This is a genomic window from Mesorhizobium humile (genome assembly GCF_033977215.1).
In the GTDB taxonomy this organism is placed as follows: Bacteria; Pseudomonadota; Alphaproteobacteria; order Rhizobiales; family Rhizobiaceae; genus Mesorhizobium; species Mesorhizobium humile.
Genome location: NZ_JAVIIV010000001.1, coordinates 531,336 through 556,052, shown reverse-complemented (window position 1 = coordinate 556,052; position 24,717 = coordinate 531,336). Strand labels below are relative to the sequence as shown.

Sequence of the window (24,717 nt, the reverse complement as noted above, 5' to 3'; positions counted from 1 at the left end):
CCGGCCTCTCAACCGAGACGAGCATGCAGAAGCTGCGACTTACCCACCCGCGTAACTCCCCGTTGCGCCAAAGAGCTTTTTCTGGCTGCCCTATACGGCCGGTTGCTTCCGGCCTTCCTTACCCATGCAGACTATGACAGGAACAATTTGCGACTCTATTAAGGCAGATCGGCCGGAGCAAGGCCGTGCAGATATGGTTTCCAACGATTTTACGAGATCGACTCTGCCATGCTGCGTCGCACACTCTGGCTCCGGCAGCGATTCGATGAGCGATCTGCCGCTTCAGTAAAACCCGCCACTTTAATTAGTATTTTACCTGAATAACTTACCCTGGCGAGTGCTTCCATGGGCCTGCAACCGCGTTTCTTCTGCAGCAAAGAATGCACTGTCCAAAAATCGCCCAAAAGGCGGACTACATTTTCCTGGTTTGCTCTCACCTTGTCATAAACATGCCACAAAGGTGAAAATTTGGGCAAGGCAGGTTTATTATTTAATCAATTCATGACATGAACATTTCAGCGCGATGGGAAATTGTGTGTTGCGCTGCAGCATTTTTTTGATATCTTGCCGTAAACCATCCGTTCAACGTATGGAGCTTCTGCATGAGGGACGTCGCCAAGTCGGCTAATGCGGGTTTTGCGCAGGTCGGCGTTGATTTTCCACCCCCCATCGGCGGTCTGCTCAAACGCAGTTTCGATATCGTCGGTTCCCTGGCTGGGCTGGTCCTGCTCAGCCCGCTTTTCCTTATGGTCGCGCTGCTGGTCAAGCTTTCGGACAATGGTCCGATCTTCTATGGCCACAAGCGTATCGGCCGTGGAGGCAGGATCTTCTCCTGCCTCAAATTCCGCACCATGGTGCCTGATGGCGAGCGCGTGCTCAACGCTTATCTGGCGGCCAATCCGGAAGCCAACGCCGAGTGGATCGCGACGCGCAAGTTGAAGAACGATCCGCGCGTCACTCGCGTCGGCCAGGTGCTTCGCAAGCTCAGCCTCGACGAGTTGCCGCAGATCCTCAACATCCTGCAGGGCGACATGAGCCTTGTCGGTCCGCGCCCGGTCGTGCGCGATGAGTTGGAGATCTATGGCAGTGCCGCGGTCTATTACCTGAAGTCGCGCCCGGGTCTCACCGGGCTGTGGCAGGTGAGCGGCCGCAACGACGTGTCCTACGACACGCGCGTCGCCTTCGATCGCCACTATGTCGAGAACTGGTCGATGTTCCAGGACATCCGAATCATCTTCAAGACCGTTCCTGCCGTGTGGATGTCGCGCGGCAGCTATTGACCGACGGACCTGCCTCGCCCAACGCGGGGCAGGTATCCGGCAGTGATCTCATCGGGCGGATGGGGCCAAAGCGAATCGGAAACGTTCATTTGAAAAAAGACCCCTTCGGACTGTCTTACGCCGTCAGTCTCATACCCAGGACGACCGCCCGCCTCGCGGGCGCGTTGCTTGTTGCGGGATCGCTGGCCATGCCGCAGCTTGCAGCCGCCGGCGATTATCAGCTCGGCCCACTGGACAAGCTCAATATCCGTGTTGCCGAATGGCAGACCGTCGACGGCACGTTCCGCGACTGGGCGGCCATCAATGGCGAGTATTCGGTCGGCCCGGCAGGGACGCTGTCGGTGCCGTTCGTCGGCGACATGCAGGCTGCCGGCAAGACGACGGCGGAAGTCGCCTCGGCGATCGGGCTCGCCCTGCAGCGTAAGCTGGCGCTGCCGGACAAGCCGGAAGCGTCGGTCGAGATGGCGCAGTTCCGGCCGTTCTACATTTCGGGCGAAGTCCAGAACCCCGGCCAGTTTCCCTTCGTGCCCGATCTGACCGTGCTCAAGGCAATCAGCATCGCCGGCGGTATCCGGCGCAATGCCGACTATGGTCCGCAGATCGAAAAGGATCTGATCACCGCCAAGGGCAGCTATGAAATCTATGACGACCAGCGCTTGCGGCTGATGGTCAAGCGAGCCCGCATCGACGCCGACCTCGCCGGGAAAACGACTTTCGAGGTGCCTCAGGAAATTCAGGGCGATTCCAGATTGCCGACCATCGTCGCCGACGAAACTGCGATCCTGGTCTCCGACCAGAAGTCGCTCAAGCTGAAGCTCGATGCGCTCGATGATTTGAAGGGTGTTCTGCAGTCGGAAATCGAATCGCTGCAGAAGAAGATCGCCAACCAGCAGAAGCAGGTCGATCTGGCGACGCAGCAGGCCGACAGCATAGGTCCGCTGGCACAGAAGGGCCTGGTTGCCAATGCGCGTCTGCTTTCCTCGCAGCAGACGGTCACCGACCTGCAAGGCAAGATCCTGGACTATGAGACGGCTATCCTCACAGCCAAGCAGTCGATCAGCAAGGCAGAGCAAGATGCCATCGATGCCCGCAACACATTGGGTTCGAGCCTCACCGCCGATCGGCAGCAAACGGAGGCGAACCTGAATGAGGCAGCCTTGAGGGTCGGTATGCAGAAGGGTCTGATCGCACAGGCATCGGATCCGGCAACGACTGCCGCCCTCACCGGCAGTCAAGAACCGGCCCTGCTCTATTCACTGGTGCGGGTTGCCGACGGCAAGACGAGCGAGATCGAAGCCAAGGAAGACACGCCTGTCCTGCCGGGCGACGTGATCAAGGTGAAGCTGGCGCCGACGGCCAGCCAGTAGCGTCGCCGGCCCGGCTTGCTCGACTCGAGCCGAGGGACGGAGACGGGAGGGACAAGTCAGGCTCGTTCGCGTCACGGCGCGGGCGGGCGATCTGTTTGGACCGCTTGAAGGCATAACATGCAGCCCGCAGCCCCGCGTCACGTGTATCTGAACCTCGACGCCATCCGCGGCGTGGCGGCGATCAGCGTCATGCTCTACCACTTCTCGCCGTTCCTGGCAGACGGCAAGGTGCTGCCGTCGAGCTATCTGGCGGTCGATCTGTTCTTCCTGCTCAGCGGTTTCGTCATCGCGCATGCCTATGACCGCAAGATCGAGAACGGCATGGGCTTCGGCACTTTCGTTGCGATCCGCCTGATACGCCTCTATCCGCTCTACCTTGCCGGAACGCTGCTCGGTTTCTTCTATCTGCTGGTCAAGAACAGGTTGATGCCGGCCGAGTACATGCCGCTGTCCGAGATCGGCATGCAACTGACCACGGGCATGCTCTTCATCCCGCTGGTCAGCGATACCTACCATACGATCTTTCCGCTCAACCCCGCTTCGTGGTCGCTGTTCTTCGAGCTCATCGTCAACATCGCCTATGTCGCGGTCTTCGTGCTTTTGTCACGGCGCGTGCTGACGGGGATCGTCGCCGTCAGCCTCGTCTTGCTCGTCGTCGCCTCGATCCTCGCCGGCACGCTGGACTTCGGCATGACCGGCAACACGATCCTCAGCGGGCTGCCGCGCGTCACCTTCTCGTTCTTCCTCGGCGTGCTGCTCTGCCGATCGATGGTGCGCTGGCAAGGCAGCCTCGGCTTCCTGCAACGCGGCCTGTGGGTCGAAGGCGCGATCCTGCTGACGCTTGCCGTCTTCGCCATCGCACCTAGCGGCGGCGCGCGCGTCGCCTACGACCTCGCCGCCATCGTCATCGTCTTCCCGATGATGGTGATGACCGGCGCGGTGGCGCCGACCGCGCCAATTCTGTCGGGCTTCTATGGCTGGCTCGGGCGGATTTCCTACCCAATCTACATCATCCACACGCCGATGCTGATGATCATCGCCGGGGCTGGCAAGGCCTTCTCGATCGATCCTTTCGCGCATCATCCCTGGTTCGGCCTCGTGATGGCGGCCTCGGTCATCGTCATCGCCGACATCGCCACGCGCGTCTATGACGAGCCTGTCCGACGCTTCCTGCAGCGGCAGATGCAGCGCGCCCGGGCCGTGGCTTAAGAAGGGTCAACGGGCAAAATCCGTTATGAAGATTCCTAAATCCATTCTGATCGATCCCGACCGCAACGAGAGCTACGGCGCCTTCGCCGTCGCGGTTTCCATGGTCGCTTTCGCCTATTCGCCCAATTTCGGCCAGATCCTGATCCTCGCTTACTACGCCGTCTGGCTGCCGCTGCTCTTCGTCGACTACCGGCGCTTCACCTGGAGACTTTCCACCGCCTGGCTGCCCATACTGCTTGCGGCCTATGTCTGCTTCTCGGTGTTCTGGTCCCAGGCGGCGGGCATCAGCGCGCGCGCGGCGGTGCAATATTCCTCGCATATCGTCTGCGCCTATGTCGCGGCGCGCACCATCAGCGTGCGCACGCTGATGGTGGGCTCGCTGATCGGTATCTTCGTCGTTCTGCTCTATTCGCTGAGAGTCGGCGCTTACGCGCTCGACATCATGGACGGCACGGTCAATTTCGTCGGCGCCTTTGGTTCCAAGAACCAGGTCGGCTTCTTCTCCTCGCTCGGCATCTTCTTCTGCCTTGCGTTCCTGGTCTTCTACCGGCGCAACTGGCTGGGCTTCGTCTGGACCGCGCCGATCATGCTTTTGTCGGTCTATATGCTGGCAATCGCCCATTCGGCGACGTCGGTGGCCTCGCTCCCGGCCGTGATCGGCATCGTGTCGCTGCTTACCATGACCAAGGTGCTATCGCTGCGCTATCGCCGCGTGCTGTTCATCATAGGCGCCGGCGCGCTGGTGATGGCTGTCGTGGCGGCCCTCAACCTGGGCCTGCTGGATCTCGTGCTCGGCCTCTTCGGCAAGGATTCGACGCTCACCGGCCGCACCTATCTCTGGGAGCAGGGCTGGGAGGCGGCGCAGCAGCATCCGCTGCTCGGTTACGGCTATGCCGCCTACTGGGTGCAGGGCTTTGCCGATCCGGAGCGGCTGTGGGCGGAGTTCTACATCTCGACCCGCTCCGGCTTCCATTTCCACAACACCTATGTCGAGACGCTGGTTGAGATCGGCTTCATCGGCGTCACCTTGCTGGCACTGGTCATCCTGCGCGCTTTCTACGGCCATGTCTCGAAAGTGGTGTTCGGGGAGTGGAGCGCCGATTCGGTGGTGCTTGCCGGCGCGATCGGGCTGATGCTGATCCGCTCGTTCTTCGAGGTCGAGATGCTCGGCCCCTACTTCATGGCGTCCTTCATCGTCTATTACGGCCTGTTCAGGCTAACCCCGTTGCCGGCTTACCGGCGCCGCCGGGTAGCCATTCCCGCCGAGGACGAGAGGCATGCCGGTGGCCGCATGCCGGCCCCTATCTGATCAGTGGGAAGCAACGGCCGAACGCGCGACCGCTGCCTGGATCAGCCGGTCGGCCAGGATCGCCAGGAAGGCGATCGACAGGCCGGCAATCAGGCCCATGCCGGCATCGGCCTTGCCGAGCGCGACATAGACCGCCTGGCCGAGATCGCGCGTGCCGACAAGGGCGGCGATGGCCAGCATCGACAGCGCGGCCATGATGGTCTGGTTGAGGCCGAGCATGACGACCGGCAGAGCGAGCGGCAGCTTGGCCTGCAACAAGGTCTGCATCGGCTTGGCGCCCATCTGTTCGACCGCCTCGACGACGTCGGCGCGAACATGCCGCAATCCGTGCTCGACATAGCGGATCGGCGGCACGATGGCGTAGAGCATGATGGCGATCAGCGCAGTGAACTCGCCGACCTTGAAGAACATCAGCGCCGGAATGAGGAAGACGAATTGCGGCATGGTCTGCAGCGCGTCGCAGATCGGCTTCAGGATGCGCGAGACGCGGTCGCTATGCGCCGCCCATGTGCCGAGCGCGCCGCCGACCAGGAGGCAAAGCAGGACCGCCAGCGTGCAGAGATAGAGCGACTGCACCAGTTGCGGCCATAGGCCGTTGACGAGGATCAGCCCGAAGCCTGCCACCGCGAAGAGCCCAAGCCGCCGCCCGCCCACCTGGGCTGCGAGCAAGGCGACCGCAAGGATGAAGACAGGCCAGGGCAGATCGAGAAAGCCGGTGTAGAGAACGAGGCCGGCCGCGAGCACGGCGACCGCCGCCCGCCAACCGAAGCGGCGCGCAGCCAGCCCGGCCAAGGCCAGCACCACAACAACATAGATTGCCAGCGCCGATGGCGGCAGCGAGAAGCCCCACATGGCCGGCGTCGCCGAGCCCGAAATGCCGACGCGCATCGGTAAAAGCAGGCAATAGAGCACGGAATTGCGCACACCGTTGAAGAACCAGGCATAGTCGCGCACAAGCCCCAGCAGCCATTGGTTGACGGCGCCCATCTGCATGCGCAGCCCGGTTTCCGGCAGTAGCGTCGCATCGGGCGCGGCCAGCCGGATGACGACGGCGAGGGCCAGCGCGATTACCAGAGACAGGGCCAGCCGGCGTGGCGTCATCCATCGCATGGCGCGCGTCGGCCCGGTCTCCGGCGCCTTGGCGAAACCGATGGTCAGGCGGTCGATGAGGATGGCGAGCAGGGCGATGACGAGGCCGGAGAGGATGCTCTGGCCGAACTCGGCCTTGCGCATGGAGGACAGGACCTCCCAGCCGATATCCTCGAAGCCGCCGATGATGGCGGCGACGATCACCATCGACAGCGCCGCCATCGTCGTCTGGTTGAAGCCGACGAGAAGCTGCGGCAGCGCCGTCGGCACCTCGACCTGCCAGAATTGCTGGCGGCGCGTGCAGCCGCTCATCAGGCCGGCCTCGCTGATCGCCGCCGGCACGCGGTCGAGCCCGAGCATGGTGTTGCGCACCATCGGCGGCGTCGCGTAGATCGCCGAGGCGATCAGCCCGACCACCGGACCGAAGCCGAACAGAAGCAAGAGCGGGATAAGATAGGCGAAGGCCGGCACCGTCTGCATCAGGTCGAGCGCTCCGAGCAGCACCGGACGCCAGCGCGGGCGAGCGTAGCCGAGAACGCCAAGCAGGAAGCCGAGCACGGTCGAGATCGGCACGGCCAGCAGCACCAGCGCCAGCGTGTTCATGCTTTGCGGCCAATAGCCGGCCAGCAGGATATAGGCGAGCGTGGCGAGCGCGAAGATCGCCAGCCGCTCGCCGCTCGACTTCAGCGCCAGGGCGGCGACTGCCAGCATCACCGCCGGCCAGGGCAGCCAGGCGAACACCAGCCGCGCGCCGCGCATCGGCGCATCGAGCAGGGCGGACAGCGCGCGGAACCCGGGCTGGATGACGGCGACCACCACGTCGGTCACGGCGTTGATGTACGTGGCCAGCGGCAGCGTCCATTCCTTGGGGAAATTGACCAGCCAGGGAAGCTCGGTTTTCAGCAGCAGGCAAAGCACCGTCAGCACCGCCAGGCCGCACCAGGGAACAAGGGTCGGCGCGATGGCGAACCTTTGCGGGGATGGCGCGATCGCGGCCGGCGCCGTCATGGGCGCGTGCGCCTCGCCTGCTCGCGCTCCAGCACGGCGAGCACCGCGCCGGCGCTGAGCACCGCCGGCGGGCTGCCGCCGGCGCCCGGCACAGCGAACGCCGCCACGCCGGAGGCGAGCTGCGGGATAAGCGCCTCGAGACTGGTGTCGGCGGCGACGCTCCGTTCGGGCAGCGCCGCGCCATTGGCGGGCGTGGCGATGTCACCGGCCGTGATGACGTGCAGCAGCGGCATGTCCTCGGTGAACTGCGCGACATAGTCGTCGGCCGGGTTGAGCACAATGTCGGCCGGGCGGCCGATCTGCACGATCTTGCCGTCCCGCATGATCGCCAGCCGATCGGCCAGGCGGAAGGCCTCGGCGATATCGTGGGTGATGAAGATGATGGTCTTCTTCAGCATGCGCTGCAGGCGCAGGAACTCATCCTGCATCTGCTTGCGGATCAGCGGATCGAGCGCCGAGAACGGCTCGTCGAGGAACCAGAGCTCCGGCCCCACCGCGAGCGAGCGGGCGATGCCGACGCGCTGCTGCTGGCCGCCGGAAAGCTGGTGCGGGAAGGACGCCTCGCGGCCTTCGAGCCCGACCAGCGCGATCATCTCGCGGGCGCGGGCTTCGCGCTCCTTCGCCGGCTTGCCCTGGATCTTCAGCGGGAAGGCGACGTTGCCCAACACGCTCAGATGCGGCAGCAGGCCGAAATTCTGGAACACCATGCCCATGGCGTGGCGGCGCAGTTCAATGAGCTCCTTGCCGCTGGCGGCGAGCAGGTTCCTGCCGTCGAGCAGGATCTCGCCGGCACTCGGCTCGACCAGGCGCGACAGGCAGCGCACCAGGGTCGACTTGCCGGATCCGGACAGGCCCATGATGACGAAGATCTCGCCGGTCGCCACCTCGAAGCTGGCATCGACCACGGCCGGCAGATGCGCTTCCGCGCGCAGGCGTTCGGCCAGCGCGTCGGGATCGATCACATAGCCGCGCGAGTCGAAGTAATAGCCGGGACGCCGGCCATAGACTTTCCAGACATTGCGGCAGGCAAGCTTTACCGGGCGCGCGGCGGCGTTCATCGGCAACCGCCCGTGCCCTGCCCGGCCCCGCGCGTCGCGGGAGCCGGACCCTGGTGGCCTTCAGCCCTTGTCAGGCACATCGGCGGAATTATCCCTTGGCGCCGTCGACCCAAGGTTTCCACACCGCCTCGTTCTTGTCGATCCATTCCTTGACGACGGCGTCGAGATCCTTGCCCTGCTTGTCGACCGCCAGCATCAGCTTCTGCTGCTCGGTCGCATCCATCTTGAAGGCCTTGAGGAAGGCATAGGCCGCCGGCCATTTGGCGCCGAAGCCCGACCAGACGATCTTGTCGACGTCAGGCGGCGTGATGCAGTGGTCGTTGGTCTGCTGCTTGCAGGGCGGCATCGTCACCCAGCCGACATCATTCTCGGCCAGCGCGTAATGCGGACCCCAGAACATCATGATCAGCGGTGTCTTGGCGGCTTCCGCTGCTTCCAGCTCGGCGACCAGCGCGCCTTCGGAGCCGGACGGCACGGCGGTATAGGGCATGTTGTTGTCGGCAAGGATGGTCGCTGCGCGCGAGCCCCAGTCGGACGGGTAATCGAGGAAGCGGCCGTTGGGCGCGGTCTCGGGCGTTGCCAGCGCCTGCACGCATTCAGGCTTGTTCAGCGCAGTCCAATCCGGCAGGCCGGGGCAGACCTTCTCCATGAATTTTGGATAGATCCAGCCTTCCTGTGTCTTCAGATCGAGCTTGCCGATGTCCTCGATCTGCTTGGCCGCCAGCACCTTCGGATAGATGTCGCCGACATTGTTGAGCCAGATCTCGACCGAGGCGCTGAGCGAGCCGTCGGCCAATCCTGAGAATTGCGGAAAATTGCCGGCGGTGACGTATTCGACCTTGTAGCCGAGCTTTTGCAGCAGTTGCCCGGCGATGTGGGTGGAGACATGCGCGCCGGTCCATTCCAGCATGGCGAGCTTGATCGGCTCGTCCTTGGCGCCGAGATCGGCGCTTTGCCCAGCCGTCGTTGCGGCAAGCATCAGCGCGAGGCCAATTCCGGCCCCTTGCAAGGCACTTTTCGTTTTCATGTCAGTTCCCCTGTTGTTGATGGCCTTTCTTCCAAGCCGGTCTCCTCCCACGAGACCGGTCACCCCCAACCGACGCTACCACAAGGCGCCGCCGGTGATCTGGATATTCTCCATGGTGATCCCCTTGGCGAGGTCCGAGCAGAGGAAAACGGCGAGCGCCGCGATCTCCTCCGGCTGCATCATGCGACCCTGGGGATTGCCTTTCCTGAATTCGTCCATCAGTTCCTCGGCGCTGCGGCCCTTGCCTTCGCGCTCGACGACCTGCGCCACATTGCGCCGCATCAGCTCGGTCTCGACCCAGGTCGGGCTGATCATGACGCAGGTGACGCCATGCGGCGCACCTTCCAGCGCCACGCAGCGGGTGAGGCCGAGCAGGCCGGCCTTGGAGGCGCAATAGGCTGGGTTGTCCTTCCAGCCGACCGAGGCCGCCGTCGAGCCGATGTTGACGATGCGGCCCCAGCCGCGCCCGATCATGCCGGGCAGCACGGCGCGCGTGGTGCGGAACGCGCCGGTGAGGTTGGTGTCGACGATCTTGTCCCACAACTCGTCGGAATGGCCGCAGACCGGCTGCTCAGCCGTGGTGCCGGCGGCGTTGACCAGGATGTCTGCCTGGCCGACAGCCGCCTGGGCTTCCGCGAAGAACAGGTTGGTGAGCGCGCTGTCGCGGACGTCGAGATGGGCGGCATGCACCTTGGTGCCGTGGGCGGCCAGCGCCGACCTCACGCGCTCGATCTCGTCGGCGCCGGGATAATAGGCGGCATCGGCCCTGCCCGGCTGCGGTGTCGCCACATAGGAGCCGACGGCAACGTTGGCGCCTGCCTTGGCGAGCGCCGTGGCGATGGCAAAACCCATGCCCGAGAATCCGCCGGTGACGATGGCGCTGCGGCCGGTGAGGTTGGTCATCGCAAGCGGTCTCCATATTCACACTGCAAGATAGCCTCCGTCGACGACCATTTCGGAGCCGGTGACGAATTTGGATTCGTCCGAGGCGAGGTAGAGGACCATGTAGGCGATGTCGTTCGGCTCACCGAGGAAGCCGATCGGATGGCGCGACAGCGCCTTGGCTTTCTCCTGCTCGAGCTTTCCCAGATCGCGCAAATAGTTCTCGGTCTGCGGCGTCCAGATATAGCCCGGGTGGATGGAGTTGCAGCGGATGCCGTAGCGCCGTTCGGCGCAATGGACGGCGACCGCCTTGGTCAAGGTGCGGACGCCACCCTTGGAGGCGCAGTAGGCGGCAAGCTCCGCCTCGCCGATGATGCCGTCGATGGAGGAGAGGTTGATGATCGATCCGCCGCCGGATTTCTTCATCAGCTTGATGCCTTCCTGGCAGCCAAGGAAGACGCCGTCGAGATTGACCGCCATGGTGCGCCGCCATTCGGCCAAGGAGGTGTCTTCTATCGTCTTGGCAATCGCGATGCCGGCATTGTTGACCAGCACGTCGAGCCGCCCGAAGCGCTGCTCGACCGCCGCCATGACCGACGGCCAGTCCTCGGGCTTCGATACGTCATGGCGCAGCGCCAATGCCTCGCCGCCGGCCTTGACGATCTCCGCCGCCGTATTGCCCGCGAGGCCTTCATCGATGTCGCTGACGACCAGCCTGGCGCCTTCCGCCGCCAGCAGAAGCGAAGACGCCCGTCCGAGGCCGAGACCGGCCCCGGTAACGAGCGCCACCTTGCCTGCGACGCGACCCATCAGCGGCATCAACCTCCTCTGTTGACGCAATTCCGGACGGAAAACCGTTTCACACTTTTCCTGGAATTGCTCTGTTCTGCTCCAGCGGCTTGCCCAGCCAATCGCGATAAAACCCTTCGAGATCGGGCTCGAAGTCATGCACGATCGGGTAGCCTGGCGCGGCCGCCTCGACCTCGTGAAGCGTGCCGCATTCAGGGCAGATGAATTCGCGGATTTCCATCCAGTCCGGATCCGGCAGATCGCTGTTGGGATAAATCTCGCGCAGCGATTCCTCGCTGTCGCGCACGATGATCGAGGCCTTCAGCTTCCAGTTCTTGCGGTAGTCGCCGAAGGAATGGCCGCATTCGCATTTCGTCACCCGCTCGTCGCCGCTCTGGCAGATGAAGAGATGGTCGCCGACGGGGAGCAGGATCGGGTCCTTCCAGCCGACGCGGTCCTGCAGCACCGCGACATATTTGAAGAAACGGTCGTCGTCCTTGTAGGCGCTCATGATGCGGCGCGTCTGCGGCCAGGGCAGCGTGCCGGCAACCAGATCGGCGATGACTTCCTTGCTGTATGAGGTCATGGTCCCTTACTCCACGCCGAAGGTCGATTTGGCATCGACATCCCAAAAGGTCGAAAAGTCCTTGGTGAAGCGCGGCGAGAGCTTGATCGCGCTGGCGTACATCTTCTTCACCTCGGGCGCGAAACCGGCCGCCTTCACCCGTTCGCGCTCCTTGGCGATCCATTCCGAAACCGGCCTTGCGCGGGCCAGGCGCTTTGCCCGCATCTCGGCGCGATGGCGTTTGGTGGCTTCGAGATTGGCGACCGGAAAGCCTTCCTCGTCTTCGTCGAGCACGATGCCGAAGATGCCTTCAGCCGCTTGCCTGGTGAGGAAGCCGTTCTCGACGTCCCAGGCGGTTTTCACCGGGTCGCGCTCCAGCACGTCGCCGTAACCGCCGCCGCCATTATAGGAATGGCTGAAGACGTCGCCCGTCTTGTGCGGCGCGGTGATATAGGGCCCTTCCATTGTCACGTGCTCGCCTTCGAGGCGCATTTCCAGCTCCGAGCGGTACGGATTGGTGCCGGTGTGGTGCGCCAGCGGCGCGCCGTTCTCGGCCAGCTCGAAGATGTTCGAGTTGCGCACCGCGCGATGCTTCTGGCAGGTCGGCGCCGGATAGCCGCCGCACAGGCCGCCATTGTCGAAGACGCGCGACGAGTGCTCGGACGTAACCAGCCGCAGATGATCGGTCTTGCTCACGAGCCAGGTCGACAGGAAGGAGCAGCCGCCGCGATATTTGCCGGCGCCGCCGGAATTGGGAACGATGGACCGGCCTATATAGAGCATCGGCATGTTCTGTTCCCAGATCTCGATATTGCCCATGTCGGATTCCGGGTTCCAGCCGACATAGGCGGTGTCCAGCCCGTCCTTGATGGCCAGCGCGCCGGAGCCGGCGGCGGCGCATTCGAAATGCGCCATGCCGAACGGCGTGCCATATTGGCTGGTGCCGCCCATCTCGATCATCGGGCTGTTGACCTGGCCGACAAAGGCCTCCTCGACGAAGCCACGGGCGATGAAGGAGCGCGACAGGAGCCGCTGGAACACGCCATAGGCCGGCAGCAGCAGCGCCCAGGAGGTGGCGGTCGCCACCATTTCGTTGTCCGGGTTGGTCCAGGTGCCGTGCGGCAGTTTCAGCTCGGTCGCCATCCAGGCGCCGTCATTGACCAGGCCTTCGAAGTTCATGTGCTGGGTCAGCGTCACGAACATGCCGCCATCCATGCCGGCCGGCGTGCAGTTCATCGAATGATAGCCCCAGGGCTGCGTGCCCTCGAAGTCCATCTTGATCTTGCCGTCGCTGGTGATCTCCATCTCGATCGGGATGTTGTAGAGCCAGTCGGGATCGCCGAGCGGCTGGTAGCCCGGCTTGCCGGCGGTGACGTGGCCGTAGAAGGTGTGGCCGCGATAGATGCCGGGTACGGTGAGCTGGCGGGTGCGCGCGAGCTGGGCGCGGCGGCCCTCCTCGATGAATTCCTTCGACACCTGCATCCAGTAGTCGAGGCCGATCTCGTCGATCAGCGCCTTGACGCTTTCGCGCATGTCGATGCAGGAGGCGACCTTGGCCTTCTCGTCCAGCACCCAGTAGATCGGCATGCGCAGATTGCGCTCGCAGCGGATAACGTAGTCGCGCCGCAACTCGTCATTCTGGCCGACCTTTTCGGCGCAGACGAACAGGCCTTCGGTGAAGCGCTCCTGGGCGAGCGCCACGTCGCCGCCGGGCGTGATACCACCGGCTTCGAGCTCGTGGCAGACGGCACCAGCCCAGCCGACAAGCTTGCCGGAATGGAAGATCGGCACGACGTCCATCACGTCCGGCACCTGCACGGTGCCGATGAAGGCGTCGTTGTTGGCGAAGATGTCGCCGTCATTGATCTTCGGGTTCTCTTCGTAGCCGTTGCGGATCATCCATTTGATGAAGCGGCTCATCGTGTGCACATGCACCATGATGCCGTTGGAGAGCGCGATCGCGTCGCCCTCCGGCGTGTAGATGGCGACGACCATCTCGCCGACCTCGCGCACGCCGGGCGAGGCGGAAATGCGCCGGGCCATCTCGCGGGCCGAGACGCAATAGGCGCGCAGCTTGGTGTGCAGCGTCTCGAACTTCAGCGGATCCTGGTTGCGCAGATGGAGCTCGGTGATGCCGTCATAGCAGCCGGTCGCTTCCATCAGCCGTTCGGATTCGAGCAGCCGTTCGCGGATGCGCAGCGCAGAGGCGGGTTTGTCCAGCATGGCGTTCGCCCTTCTCAAGCGTGGGTGTAGTGCAGCAGCGTCCATTCATCGACATGGACGCGGTCCTGCGGGTGGACGACGAGCGTCGTCGCCGGATGTTCGATGATGGCCGGACCGATCACCTCGTGGCCGGGCTGCAGCAAATCCATCTCGTAAAGATTGGCCTTGTGCCAGCGGCCGCCGATATAGGCCTCGCGGACGCCCTTGTGGGCCGACGCGGGGTCGGACTTGCCGAGCAGCCGCTTGACCAGCATCGGCTTGACCTTGTCGGCGGTGGCGATCAGCCCCAGCTCGGTGATCGAGAAGCCGGCCTCGCCGTAGCGCGACACGCGGTGGTTGACCTTGGCGTAGACCGCCTCGAATTCGGCGATGACCTTGCGCATATCGTCGGCTGATTTGATCGCTGACAGCGGCGCCACCACCTCGACGTCCTCGAGCTGGCCGGTGTAGCGCATCATCAGGAACGGCACGGTCTTGATCTTATCCAGCGCATGGCCGTCGGCGACCATCTCGTCGACCGCGGCCCTGGTGAGATCGTCCCAGACATTGGTGACCTTCTTGCCGAACGCGACCAGCTCGTCATCGCTGGCGCGTGCGCCGATATCGATCTGCGTCGAGACCGAATGTCGGCGCATGAAGTCGGCGGTGGTGCAGCCGAACGCCGAGAAGGCGGCGGCGAACTGGAAGGTGATGATGTCCTTGAAGCCGATGCCCCTCGAGCAGCCGGCGAGATGCAGCGGGCCGGAGCCGCCATAGGAGAGCAGCGTGAATTCGGACGGGTGGATGCCTTGTCCGGAGATGACGCGGCGCAGCGCGTTGTTGGCGTCGGCCTCCAGCATGTCGATCATGCCCTCGGCGGCTTCCTCGACACCGACGCCGATCACTCGGGCGCATTTCTCCTCGAAGGCCTTGCGCGCCTTCTCGACTTGCAGCACGACCTTGCCGCCGAGGAAGTAGTGCGGATTCAACCTGCCGAGGATGGCGTCGCAATCGGCGATGGTCGGTTCGGTGCCGCCCTTGGCGAAGCAGATCGGGCCGGGGTCGGAACCGGCGCTTTCGGGCCCGAGCGAAACTTTCCTGGTCAGCGGGTCGACCTTCAGGATCATGCCGGCGCCGGCGCCGATCGTGTCCAGATGCAGCGTCGGCACGTTGAGCTTGAAGCGGTCCATCAACGGCTCGTTCTCGATCCGCGTCTGGCCGCGCGTGATGACGCCCATGTCGAAGGACGTGCCGCCCATATCCGAGCAGATCAGCGAGTCGTTGCCGATCAGCTTGCCGACATAGGCCGCGCCGAGGATGCCGCCGATCGGGCCGGAGATCATCGTCTCGTGCAGGCGCGGATGGTTGATGGAGGTCAGGCCGCCGAAGGAGAGCAGCGTCTGCACGCCATATTTGAAGCCGTATTTCTTCGAGACGTCCTCGATGCCCTTCAACTGCTTGCGGCCGCGCGAGGTGGCGTAGGCCTCGATCAGCACCGAATTCAGCCGCGACTGCTCGCGGATGACCGGGCGCACCTCGTGGCTGGTGTAGACGAGGATGTCGGCGCCGGCAGCGGCGATCTCCTCGCGGCAGATCTCGGCGATGCGCTTCTCATGCGCCGGATTGACGTGCGAGAAGACGGTCATGATGCAGATCGCCTCGACCTTGTCGGCGATCAGCTTCTTCGCCGCGGCATGCACCTCGTGCTCGTAGAGCGGCAGGATGATGTCGCCGAATTGATCGATGCGCTCCGTGACGCCATGCGTGCGGCGGCGCGGCACCAGCGGATCGGGATGGTGGTGGGTGACCGCATGCAGGCGGTCGGCATAGGAATAGTCCGCCCAGGCCTGCAGGCCGCGGCCCATCAGGATCATGTCCTCGAGGCCCTTGGTGGTGATCAGCCCGAGCTTGCGGCCGGTGCGCGACAGAAGCGTGTTGAGCATGCCGGTGCCGGAATAGAGCACCACGTTGACGCCCGAGAACAGGTCCTGCAGCGAGATGCCCCAGGCCTCGGCCGCGTCCTCGGCCGAAGCGAGGAAGCCTTCCGCCTCGTTCTTCGGCGTGGTCGCCGACTTGCCGATCTTGAAGTGGCCGTCCTGATCGACAAGGATCGTGTCGGTCATGGTGCCGCCGGCGTCGATGCCGATGACGATGGGGTTGGTGGTGATCTGGTCCACGTGTCGCCTTCCCTTATCGAGAACGACCATAGGCTAGATTCCCGGAGCCGGATCGCGCCATATGCCTAAAGACACAATGACCGCGCGACGCGGTTCGCCGAGAAAAGGGCATGCGCATGGGCAATATCTGGGCGCCGCTGGCCAAGGCGATCGCCGCCACCGGCACCGACCGGCATGTCGACTGCCTGATCGACCTGATCGGCGCCGACATCGCGCACGACCTGGTAACGGTGACGCGCTACTCAGCGACCAGGACGCCCGAATTCGTCAAGCACCGGCGCTTTTCGGACGAGATGGTGCGGCGCTACCTCGACAATTACTACGTCTTCGATCCCTTCTATGCGTCGTGGCGGCGCCAGCGCCGGCTCGGCATCGTGCCGCTGAAAGGGTTGGCCGACGAGGAGGCCAAGCGCGGCCAGTATATAGCCGGCTTCCTGGCGCAGTCGGAGATATGCGACGAGGTCGGCATCCTGCTCGCCGACGGCGGCGACTGGTGCCTCGGCATCTTCCTCGACCGCTCGACCGTGTCGTTCAAGGACAGCGAGATCGCGCTGCTCAGCGAGCGGCTGCCGGTGTTCGAGGCGCTGCATGCGCTGGACATCAAGGCGCGCGGCTCAGATTTTTCGCGCACCTCGGCACCGAGCGGTCCCGGCGCGTCGCCGCAGCAGAAACCGAGCATTCCGGAAAGCCTGTGGCCGGAGCTATCGCTGCGCGAGCGTGAACTGGTACAACTGATCCTCGCCGGACACCCGACCGCCAACATCGCCGAGCGGCTCGGCATCACCGTCGGCACGGTGAAGAACCACCGTCGCCGCATCTATGAGAAACTCGACATCACCACCGAGCGCGAATTGTTCCTGCAGTTTTTCCAGCACCGGTTGGACACGTGACCGGCAGCGGTGTTTTGGCAATGCGATCGGGGCCCGTATTCCGCCGGCAGAGGTCGCAGTAACGTGATGAAGAACCAAGGGGTTGCCCATCCGGTGCTTGACGAGGACGGCGCCGGCAAAAAAGATCGAGCAAGGAATTTCGTGGGGGTACTGGCGAATGCAGCCCGGAGAGCTGACCGAATACGCCATAAGCCTGCTCGAGCGCGGCTATATATGCCTGCCGCTTCGTGCGGGCGGCAAGCATCTTGACCTTGCAGCGATGGAGTACGACCCGCTGCACCTGAGGACGTTGCGCAAGGATCTGAAGGAACTGGCCTTCACCTCTGTCGCCTTCCAACTGGCGCAGAAGCCGCCAGGCAGCGGCGACATCGCGCGCTGGTTCCGCGACTTTGCCGGCAATATCGGCATATTGGGAGGATTTTCCAACCTGATGATCCTCGATTTCGATGACGCCGCCGGCTACCGTGCCTGGCTGGCCGATCACAAGACGATCGCGAACGCTACGCCGACAGCAAAGTCGCCAAGCGGGTTTCACGTCTATCTGAGGACACGCGAGCCGATGGTCTCCTCCAGCCTCCACTTCGGCTTGCGCCGCGTCGGCCATGTCAAGGCGCTCGGCGGCTATGTGGTGGGTTCTCCCTCCGTGCTCGGGGACGGTTCCTCCTACAGCTGGATCAAAAGCCAGTCACCCTTCGACATCGAGCCGCAAGTGGTCGATGATCTTGGCAGTCTTTCGCTGCGCCCGGTGTCGATGCTCAAACATCACTATAACCGCGTGCTGAAGCGTGGCTTCTTCGAATGGCAATGAGCCACATGGCGGCCGACATAACCGTCGTCATCCCGGCAAGGAATGCGGCTGCCACGCTGGACACCGTGCTCGGCAGCCTGGTTGCCGACCGTCCGGTCATCCGCGAGATCCTGGTGATCGACGACGGCTCGGACGACCGGACGGCTGCCGTGGCTAAGGAGAGCGCGCAAAGCCGCGGCTTGCCGCTTGATGTGGTGAGCGTGCGCCTGGGCAGCGCGGGCGCCGCGCGCAATGTCGGAATCGAGCGGGCAAGCGGCACATCCATCTTCTTTCTCGATGCCGACGACGAGGTGATGCCCGGCAGCCTGTCGCTGCTGGGTTCGGCGCTCGCTGGCCAGCCTCGCGCCGGCCTTGCTGTCGGGGCCAGCATACGGCGCGCGAAGGGCCGGCCGGACAAGCTCAAGACGCCGCATGGCTATGGCCCCGACAGGCAGCAGAACACGCGCCGATACCTGCGCAACGAACTATGGCCGATCGCCATGGGAAGCGCGCTGGTTGCCGGCTGGGCTACAGCCGGCATTCGCTTTCCCGAGACGATCGGCCTCGACGAGGACACCTGCTACTGGGCGTCGTTGCTGGCGCGCGCCGATATTGTCGCGATCGAGACGCCGGTGCTCCTCTACCACCATGACGAGGCCCGGATGGCGCGGCGCTTCATCACGGCGCCGCGCAAGACCTTTCTGGCCATAGCGCGCGAGCTCAACGGCCTTGCGGCCGCCGGCGTCGAGCAGGGGCCTCTGCAATGGCGAAAGGCCTGGATAGCGCAGCGCATCGCGCGCCAGCTCATCAAGCACAGGATGTTCGCCGACGCGGCCGGCATGATGCGCGCGGTCAAGGCGCATCGGGAACTTGGCCGGAGCTGGAAGGCGGCACAATACCTGGCCAGGATCCGGTTCGGGCGGCTGGCAGGCAACAGGCCGGATATATCTGTCGATCCGGCGGCGCCCCGACGCACGCTGATCGTCAGCTTCGACCCTGCCTATCCGCCTGTCTCCGGCGCCGATCTCAGGACCTTCGGCAATGCCGGCGCGGCGGCCGAGTTCGGGCCCGTCCGCCTTGCCTCGGTAAAGCCGGCCGGCTCGATGCAGCCACCCGACCGCGACATCCGCGTGGTGTCGCTGGCCACGGAAGCCGACAAGCGATCGCATTCGCTCGGCTGGCGACGCCTCAAAGGAGAAAACCGCATTCCACGTCCGGCGCTCGCTCGCCTCAAGGCCCTGGTGCGCGAGTTCCGTCCGGACACGATCGTCGTCGAGAGCATTCCACTGTTCAAGCTGCTGCACCCTTTGCGGCCGCTGACCAGGCAGCTCGTTCTCGACATGCACAATGTCGAGTCTGATCTCGCCGCCCAAGCGCCCGGCAATGCCCCGTCGGCCGTGTCGCCCGACATAAGGCGGTTGGAGCGGAGAGCGGTGGCCATCGTCGACCGTATCTGGGTGTGTTCGAAGCGGGACCGCGAGCGGCTCAACGCTATTGTGGCGCACAGAACACCGATCGATATCGTACCGAACGGCATCCCGCGCGCCCAAGGGTCGTTTGGGACGCTGCCGCCACCGCCCGGCACATCCGACGGATTTCCGGTGATCCTCTTTGTCGGCCATCTCGGCTACAGTCCCAACATCGATGCCGCTGAGCGCCTGGCCAGCATCATCCTGCCGCGGGTCCGGCAGGCGTTGCCAGGCGCGCGGCTCGTCCTTGCCGGCCGTTCGCCCGATCCAGCCGTCCGGACCCTGTCAGAACCCGACGGAGTCGTCCTGATCGAAAACCCCGACGATGTCGCCCCCCTGCTATCGGCAGCGCATCTTTGCATCGTTCCGCTCAGGACGGGGGGCGGTACGCGCATCAAGATCCTGGAAGCGATGGCCGCGGGTGTTCCGGTGATCGCGACGCCGCTCGCGGCGGAAGGGCTCGACCTCACCGGAGGCGAGGACCTGCTCCTGTCCGACACGGACGAAGAACTTGCCGACCTGACGGTCGCGCTCTGTTTTGACCCTGCCCGCATGGCCCGGCTGCGCTCCCGGGCCCATGATACCGCTTGGTCTCGTTTCGGACCCCGGGCAATCCGCGACGCCGTTCGCCATGGCTTGGGACTGGACGGCGCCAGCCGATGAACCGCTGCACAACGAGCCTTCGATGATCCCCAAGATCCTGCACCAGACCTGGAAGACCGACGAAATCCCCGCCCGGTTCCGGGCCTATGTCGAGAGCTGGAAGCGGCACCATCCGGACTGGACGATGATGTTCTGGAACGACCGGCGGCTGCTCGAGTTCGTCGCCCAGCATTATCCCGACTTCCTGCCGACCTTTTGCAGTTACGAACGCGGCGTGCTGAGAGCGGATGCCGGACGGTATATGCTTCTGCACCATTTCGGCGGCGTCTACGCCGATATCGACTGCGAATGCGTGGCCTCGTTCGATCCGCTGGCCGGCGAAGACCGGATCGTGGTCTGCAAGGAACCGGACACGCATGCACGGGTGCAAGCCGATTTCCGCCGGCTGCCCTATCTTCTGTTCAACGGCACCATGGCCAGCCCGCCTGGCCATCCCTTCTGGCTTCATCTCCTGTCCTTCCTGCCGGGGCTGACTCACGCCAAGGAAGCCATCGACGCGACAGGCCCCTGCGTGATGACTTCGGCCCAGCTCAGCTATGGCGATCAATCCGCCTTCGCCATCCACCCTTCGGCGTTGTTCGCACCGGTGGACTCGGCCGGACGCAATGGCGACAACGGGACGCCGACCCTTTCCATCCACCATTGGGCCGGCACATGGTGGACACGCGCCTCGGCCCCGGGGTGGCGAGACAAGATCCGCACGCAGGTCTACCGGTCCTGGCACCACCTCACGCGCGGCGCCTATCTGAGCGAAGCAGCCGCCAGGCAGGGCGTGAGCCCAGCGGCCATCGCGGCGCCGATCCCGTCAGGCCGCAACGTCGCCATTCTGGTGCCGCTGCGCGACGCGGCGGATCATATCCAGCCTTTCCTCGATGCCGTCGGCGCGCTCGACTACCCGAAGGACAGGATCAAGCTGGTCTTCTGCGAGGGTGACAGCCTGGACGCAAGCTGGGAGCGATTGCAGCGGGCCGTGGCACCGCTGGCCGGCGTCTATCGCGACGTGGTCCTGCTGCAGAGACAGACCGGCGTACAGCTCGACCGAACGAAGCGCGCCAGGCGACGCTTGCAGCGCGTGAGGCGCGGCGCCATCGCGAAGGTGCGCAACCACCTGATCGACCACGGCCTTGGCCCGGTCGACGATTGGGCGTTGTGGATAGACATCGACGTGTGGCGGTTTCCCTGCGACATCTTGAGCCGGCTTATCGAAAGCGGCCATCGCATCGTGGTTCCCAACTGCGTCAAGATCGCCGGCGGTGACAGTTTCGACCTCAACAGCTTCGTCAGCGTGCGCAAAGAAAAGGACTATCGCTACTATCGCCAGATACGCGGCGGCATCCATCAACCGCCGATACACTCCTACAACCGCCTGCATCTCAGCGACGTCAGGCATCTCGACAGCATCGGGCTCGACGGCGTCGGCGGCACCATGCTTCTCGTCGACGCGGCCCTGCATCGCGGCGGGCTTCGCTTCCCGGAGATTCCCTATCGCGATTTGATCGAGACGGAGGGGTTCGGCGTTTTGGCCAACGATCTGGGAATCAGACCAATCGGGCTGCCCAGGCTGGAGATAGAGCACGTGCCGTGGTGATTAGTGCGTTTCACCGTTTCACGGAAACGGCGAAACGCACTATCTCCTTGTTTTTATGCAATTCCGGACGGAAGGCTACGGCGAAGCCGCCGAGCCTAACCGATCACACTTTTCCTGGAATTGCTCTAGCGCCACGGGTGGCTGCGCGGTGGCCGGGTCAACCGACGGCGCGATCAGCCGGCGCGAAATTTTCCACGCCAACGCGACAGGCGCGCCGATAGGAACGCTGCATGCCCGAATGGGCTGTGAGGCCGGCCCGACGGCGGGGCGGTCCGTGCCGCAAGACGTTCGTGGACGAGTGCGGCCAGACGGACTTTCGGCGGCATGGCAGCCCGCTCCAACTGTACTCTCAGGCGCTCCGGCAGCGGTTTCGTCCGCCAGGCGAAATAAGCCTGATATGCTTGAGGCGTCTCGATCAGATGACGGAGATAGGCGGCGAGCTCCGCCGGCGAGCCGAAGGATGCAGCATCGATATAGCAGCCGTCGGAACGAAAACTGCGGCATTGGGCGCGCCGAGATAAACGGGCACCGTGCCGGCGGCGAGCGGATCGAACATCTTCTCGGTGACGTAATCGGGCGCGATCGAATTCTCCAGCGCCAGGCAGAAAGGATACCGGCCTATGGTTTCGAGCTTCGTCTGCGGACCGAGATCGGGGCCTGCGATTTGACGGTTGGGTTGATATCGGCCGTAACAATCGACAGCGATATGCTGTGACAGTTCGGCGATGAATTTGTCGCGACCGCTCTTGTTGAAGCTCGACGACTGGAAATGCACCGCCGGCGCGCGCTCGACCTTGGGCGGTATGGGCTTATGTCGCACGACGTCCCACCAGCCCGCCCCCGGCAGATAAGGCGACCAGACGTCCGACCCGGTTTCATAGGTCATGACGATGTCGAAGTGGCGCATGAAAGCCGGATCGGCCAAGACGGGATAATTGACGATGCTCTCCATCGACCAGGCGACCCATAGCTGGCCGGGGTATTTGCGGGCATCGGCGATCTCTTCGAAATTCGGCACGTGAAAGATGACGGCTACCGCTTCCGCCAGCCGGCTGCGGTCGTTCGTCCACTCGACGGGAAAATCGCATCGAGGAATGGCGTCGAGGTCGACGGCCTTTTTGAACCAGCGCGTCCAGAAGAGGATGAGCGGACGATTCGGCGGCATCAGGCCCTGTGGATCAAGCGATGCGCTGTCTTTACGCCCTCGCTTGCAGCCGCGAAAGGATGGCCGCCGTTGCGACGGTCAGTCATGGAGGTCCCTTGAAATCGCCGGCCCTATGATGAAGTCGGAAAATGTCGCTTCAAACCCTTCGCGCTGCGGCGAGCAGCACATCATGCCGACATCGACCGATTTCGAGATCGGGAAGTAGGCCAGCCGCACCGGCTTCCACTGGCCATCCGAAGCATCCAGATATTGGATGCGGATCGCCTCGGCGTGGCGGGTCAGGCGGATCCTGACGCCATCCTTGCCGGCGGCGATGGCAACCAGCGACCAGTCGGAGGTGTCGTTGGTGACGACGACGGAGAAGTAGGCGAGCCCGTCGGTGTATTCGATGCCAGCCTTGATCCAGTGCGTTTCGCTGAGCCGCAGCATCAGCCCGGCCTGATCGTAGAGCACCTTGTAGTCGCCCTTGACGGTGACTTCGGCGCTGAAATCGCCCTCGACGGGGCGGTAGAGGAAATGGCCGTTGTCGCGCCAGAAACCATAGAAGGTCTCGCGCCAGAAGTCGGTATCTTTTCCTGTTCGAACGGTAAGCGTGCCGTCGCCGACCGTATGGTGCGGCGGCGGGTTGAGCCATGTCATGCCGGCCACGCTCATCGATTTCCTCCCAGGCTGGATTAGCCGGCGAATGTATAGGCCGTCTTCACCGTGGTGTAGAACTCCATGGCGTAGCGGCCCTGCTCGCGCGGGCCGTAGCTCGAGCCCTTGCGGCCGCCGAACGGTACATGGAAGTCGACGCCCGCCGTCGGCAGGTTGACCATGACCATGCCGGCTTCGGAATTGCGCTTGAAATGCGTCGCGTGCTTCAGGCTGGTCGTGCAGATGCCGGAGGTGAGGCCGAACGGCGTGTCGTTGGCGACGCTGAGCGCCTCGTCATAGTCCTTGACGCGGATGACGTTGGCGACCGGGCCGAAAATCTCCTCGCGCGAAATGCGCATGGCATTGGTCGAACCGGTAAACAGCGTCGGCTGCAGATAGAAACCCGGCGTCTTGCGATCGAGCCGCTCGCCACCAAAGGCAATCGTTGCGCCTTCCCTGACACCGATGGCGATGTAGTCTTCATCCTGCTTCAGCTGGGTTGCGTCGACGACGGGACCGATCTGGGTCTGCGCATCGAGCGCGTCGCCGATGACGAGCTTGTCCAGCCGCTCCTTCATGGCGTCGACGAAACGGTCGTGGATGCCGTCGGTGACGATCAGGCGCGAGGACGCCGTGCAGCGCTGACCGGTCGAGAAATAGGCGCCGTTGACGGCGCAATCGACGGCGACGGCCAGATCGGCGTCGTCGAGCACGACGAACGGGTTCTTGCCGCCCATTTCCAGCTGGAACTTGCGCATGTGCTCGACGCTTGCGGCGGCGACGCGCTTGCCCGTGCCGACTGAGCCGGTGAAGGAGATGGCGTTGACGTCGGGGCTGTCGAGCATCGCCTGGCCAACCACGGAACCCTTGCCCATGACGAGGTTGAGCACGCCCTTGGGCAGGCCGGCGCGGTGCAGGATATCGACGATGGTCCAGGCGCTTTCAGGCACCAGTTCGGCCGGCTTGAAGACGATCGTGTTGCCATAGGTGAGCGCCGGCGCGATCTTCCAGGCGGGAATGGCGATCGGGAAGTTCCACGGCGTGATGATGCCGACGACGCCGACACCCTCGCGGGTCATCTCGACGCCGACTCCCGGGCGCACGCTCGGCACCGTCTCGCCCGACAGGCGCAGCGTCTCGCCGGCGAAGAAATCGAAGATCTGCGCCGCCCGGATGGTCTCGCCGATGCCCTCGGCCAGCGTCTTGCCTTCCTCGCGGGCAAGCGAGCGGCCGATCTCGTCCTTGCGCGCCATGATCTCGTCCGACGTCTTCTTCAGCACGGCGTGGCGGGCCAGCGGGCCGGAGCGCGACCAGGCCGGAAAGGCCGCCTTGGCGGCGGCGATGGCCTGCTTGGCTTGCTCGGGCCCGGCCGACGCATATTCGCCGACGACGTCGTCGGTGTTCGAGGGGTTGATGTTGCGCGAGCCGGGCTCGCCGAGCCACTCGCCGTCGATCAGGTTCTTACGCAGCACGGTCATCTTGCTTTTCCTTGGGTTTTGGGAGCGACAGCCATCGGCCGGGTCAATTGTCAGACAAATGATATAGTCATTGCCCGGG

18 protein-coding genes and 1 pseudogene are annotated in these 24,717 nt (G+C 64.1%); 8 read left to right on the top strand and 11 right to left on the bottom strand.

What is annotated here, in order from left to right; genetic code table 11:
- The first annotated feature begins 602 nt into the window (after positions 1-602).
- From RFM52_RS02620 to RFM52_RS02605, 4 genes are all read left to right on the top strand, one after another.
- Positions 603-1,280, top strand: coding sequence for a sugar transferase (locus RFM52_RS02620; protein WP_320294286.1), 678 nt, complete (start codon positions 603-605; stop codon positions 1,278-1,280).
- Positions 1,281-1,468: 188 nt separating this feature from the next.
- The gene (locus RFM52_RS02615; protein WP_320294285.1) at positions 1,469-2,647 is read left to right on the top strand and encodes a polysaccharide biosynthesis/export family protein; all 1,179 of its coding nucleotides are present in this window, start codon (positions 1,469-1,471) and stop codon (positions 2,645-2,647) included.
- A 117-nt stretch (positions 2,648-2,764) separates the two neighbouring features.
- Positions 2,765-3,856, top strand: a complete 1,092-nt coding sequence (locus RFM52_RS02610; RefSeq protein WP_320294284.1) for an acyltransferase family protein — start codon at positions 2,765-2,767, stop codon at positions 3,854-3,856.
- A 25-nt stretch (positions 3,857-3,881) separates the two neighbouring features.
- The gene (locus RFM52_RS02605; protein ID WP_320294283.1) at positions 3,882-5,165 is read left to right on the top strand and encodes an O-antigen ligase family protein; all 1,284 of its coding nucleotides are present in this window, start codon (positions 3,882-3,884) and stop codon (positions 5,163-5,165) included.
- Here RFM52_RS02605 and RFM52_RS02600 read toward each other — a convergent pair whose 3' ends face one another.
- From RFM52_RS02600 to RFM52_RS02565, 8 genes are all read right to left on the bottom strand, one after another.
- A complete protein-coding gene (locus tag RFM52_RS02600; RefSeq protein ID WP_320294282.1) occupies positions 5,166-7,262 on the bottom strand; it encodes an ABC transporter permease in 2,097 nt (698 codons plus the stop codon). It abuts the gene before it with no gap.
- Positions 7,259-8,320, bottom strand: a complete 1,062-nt coding sequence (locus RFM52_RS02595) for a quaternary amine ABC transporter ATP-binding protein (protein ID WP_320294281.1) — start codon at positions 8,318-8,320, stop codon at positions 7,259-7,261. The genes RFM52_RS02600 and RFM52_RS02595 overlap by 4 nt, the downstream gene beginning before the upstream one ends.
- A gap of 88 nt (positions 8,321-8,408) precedes the next feature.
- Positions 8,409-9,347 (bottom strand): ABC transporter substrate-binding protein, encoded by a 939-nt coding sequence (locus RFM52_RS02590; RefSeq protein WP_320294280.1) that lies wholly within the window; start codon positions 9,345-9,347, stop codon positions 8,409-8,411.
- Positions 9,348-9,422: 75 nt separating this feature from the next.
- Positions 9,423-10,250, bottom strand: coding sequence for an SDR family NAD(P)-dependent oxidoreductase (locus tag RFM52_RS02585; RefSeq protein ID WP_320294279.1), 828 nt, complete (start codon positions 10,248-10,250; stop codon positions 9,423-9,425).
- A gap of 18 nt (positions 10,251-10,268) precedes the next feature.
- Complete coding sequence (locus tag RFM52_RS02580) at positions 10,269-11,039, bottom strand: glucose 1-dehydrogenase (RefSeq protein ID WP_320294278.1); 771 nt, start codon at positions 11,037-11,039, stop codon at positions 10,269-10,271.
- A gap of 49 nt (positions 11,040-11,088) precedes the next feature.
- Entirely contained in the window at positions 11,089-11,604 is a 516-nt protein-coding gene (locus RFM52_RS02575; RefSeq protein ID WP_320294277.1) for an acetone carboxylase subunit gamma, read from the bottom strand.
- 6 nt (positions 11,605-11,610) lie between these two features.
- Complete coding sequence (locus RFM52_RS02570) at positions 11,611-13,806, bottom strand: hydantoinase B/oxoprolinase family protein (RefSeq protein WP_320294276.1); 2,196 nt, start codon at positions 13,804-13,806, stop codon at positions 11,611-11,613.
- Positions 13,807-13,820: 14 nt separating this feature from the next.
- The gene (locus RFM52_RS02565; protein ID WP_320294275.1) at positions 13,821-15,992 is read right to left on the bottom strand and encodes a hydantoinase/oxoprolinase family protein; all 2,172 of its coding nucleotides are present in this window, start codon (positions 15,990-15,992) and stop codon (positions 13,821-13,823) included.
- A gap of 80 nt (positions 15,993-16,072) precedes the next feature.
- Here RFM52_RS02565 and RFM52_RS02560 point away from each other — a divergent pair, with 80 nt between their 5' ends.
- The 4 genes from RFM52_RS02560 (at position 16,073) to RFM52_RS02545 (ending at position 21,359) form a co-directional block, all read left to right on the top strand.
- Entirely contained in the window at positions 16,073-16,852 is a 780-nt protein-coding gene (locus RFM52_RS02560; protein WP_320294274.1) for a helix-turn-helix domain-containing protein, read from the top strand.
- 157 nt (positions 16,853-17,009) lie between these two features.
- The gene (locus RFM52_RS02555) at positions 17,010-17,660 is read left to right on the top strand and encodes a bifunctional DNA primase/polymerase (RefSeq protein WP_320294273.1); all 651 of its coding nucleotides are present in this window, start codon (positions 17,010-17,012) and stop codon (positions 17,658-17,660) included.
- Positions 17,651-19,771 (top strand): glycosyltransferase, encoded by a 2,121-nt coding sequence (locus tag RFM52_RS02550; RefSeq protein WP_320294272.1) that lies wholly within the window; start codon positions 17,651-17,653, stop codon positions 19,769-19,771. Before RFM52_RS02555 ends, RFM52_RS02550 begins: the two co-directional genes overlap by 10 nt.
- A gap of 22 nt (positions 19,772-19,793) precedes the next feature.
- Positions 19,794-21,359, top strand: coding sequence for a glycosyltransferase (locus tag RFM52_RS02545; protein ID WP_320294271.1), 1,566 nt, complete (start codon positions 19,794-19,796; stop codon positions 21,357-21,359).
- Between the two features lie 173 nt (positions 21,360-21,532).
- Here the strand turns inward: RFM52_RS02545 and RFM52_RS02540 are convergent.
- The 3 genes and pseudogenes from RFM52_RS02540 to RFM52_RS02530 form a co-directional block, all read right to left on the bottom strand.
- A pseudogene (locus RFM52_RS02540) lies at positions 21,533-22,524 on the bottom strand (glycosyltransferase family 10 fucosyltransferase).
- Between the two features lie 78 nt (positions 22,525-22,602).
- On the bottom strand, positions 22,603-23,178 hold the full coding sequence (locus RFM52_RS02535; protein ID WP_320294269.1) for a DUF1349 domain-containing protein: 576 nt from the start codon (positions 23,176-23,178) through the stop codon (positions 22,603-22,605).
- A gap of 20 nt (positions 23,179-23,198) precedes the next feature.
- A complete protein-coding gene (locus tag RFM52_RS02530) occupies positions 23,199-24,638 on the bottom strand; it encodes an aldehyde dehydrogenase family protein (protein WP_320294268.1) in 1,440 nt (479 codons plus the stop codon).
- Positions 24,639-24,717 lie beyond the last annotated feature (79 nt).

Bases quoted from the DNA above. Each gene is read 5' to 3' on its own strand.
- RFM52_RS02570 (WP_320294276.1), bottom strand. From the start codon at position 13,806: ATGCTGGACAAACCCGCCTCTGCGCTGCGCATCCGCGAACGGCTGCTC.
- RFM52_RS02615 (WP_320294285.1), top strand. From the start codon at position 1,469: ATGCCGCAGCTTGCAGCCGCCGGCGATTATCAGCTCGGCCCACTGGAC.
- RFM52_RS02530 (WP_320294268.1), bottom strand. From the start codon at position 24,638: ATGACCGTGCTGCGTAAGAACCTGATCGACGGCGAGTGGCTCGGCGAG.
- RFM52_RS02600 (WP_320294282.1), bottom strand. From the start codon at position 7,262: ATGACGGCGCCGGCCGCGATCGCGCCATCCCCGCAAAGGTTCGCCATC.
- RFM52_RS02545 (WP_320294271.1), top strand. From the start codon at position 19,794: ATGATCCCCAAGATCCTGCACCAGACCTGGAAGACCGACGAAATCCCC.
- RFM52_RS02565 (WP_320294275.1), bottom strand. From the start codon at position 15,992: ATGGTCGTTCTCGATAAGGGAAGGCGACACGTGGACCAGATCACCACC.
- RFM52_RS02595 (WP_320294281.1), bottom strand. From the start codon at position 8,320: ATGAACGCCGCCGCGCGCCCGGTAAAGCTTGCCTGCCGCAATGTCTGG.
- RFM52_RS02535 (WP_320294269.1), bottom strand. From the start codon at position 23,178: ATGAGCGTGGCCGGCATGACATGGCTCAACCCGCCGCCGCACCATACG.
- RFM52_RS02550 (WP_320294272.1), top strand. From the start codon at position 17,651: ATGGCAATGAGCCACATGGCGGCCGACATAACCGTCGTCATCCCGGCA.
- RFM52_RS02560 (WP_320294274.1), top strand. From the start codon at position 16,073: ATGCGCATGGGCAATATCTGGGCGCCGCTGGCCAAGGCGATCGCCGCC.
- RFM52_RS02575 (WP_320294277.1), bottom strand. From the start codon at position 11,604: ATGACCTCATACAGCAAGGAAGTCATCGCCGATCTGGTTGCCGGCACG.
- RFM52_RS02580 (WP_320294278.1), bottom strand. From the start codon at position 11,039: ATGGGTCGCGTCGCAGGCAAGGTGGCGCTCGTTACCGGGGCCGGTCTC.
- RFM52_RS02620 (WP_320294286.1), top strand. From the start codon at position 603: ATGAGGGACGTCGCCAAGTCGGCTAATGCGGGTTTTGCGCAGGTCGGC.
- RFM52_RS02590 (WP_320294280.1), bottom strand. From the start codon at position 9,347: ATGAAAACGAAAAGTGCCTTGCAAGGGGCCGGAATTGGCCTCGCGCTG.
- RFM52_RS02555 (WP_320294273.1), top strand. From the start codon at position 17,010: ATGCAGCCCGGAGAGCTGACCGAATACGCCATAAGCCTGCTCGAGCGC.
- RFM52_RS02610 (WP_320294284.1), top strand. From the start codon at position 2,765: ATGCAGCCCGCAGCCCCGCGTCACGTGTATCTGAACCTCGACGCCATC.
- RFM52_RS02585 (WP_320294279.1), bottom strand. From the start codon at position 10,250: ATGACCAACCTCACCGGCCGCAGCGCCATCGTCACCGGCGGATTCTCG.
- RFM52_RS02605 (WP_320294283.1), top strand. From the start codon at position 3,882: ATGAAGATTCCTAAATCCATTCTGATCGATCCCGACCGCAACGAGAGC.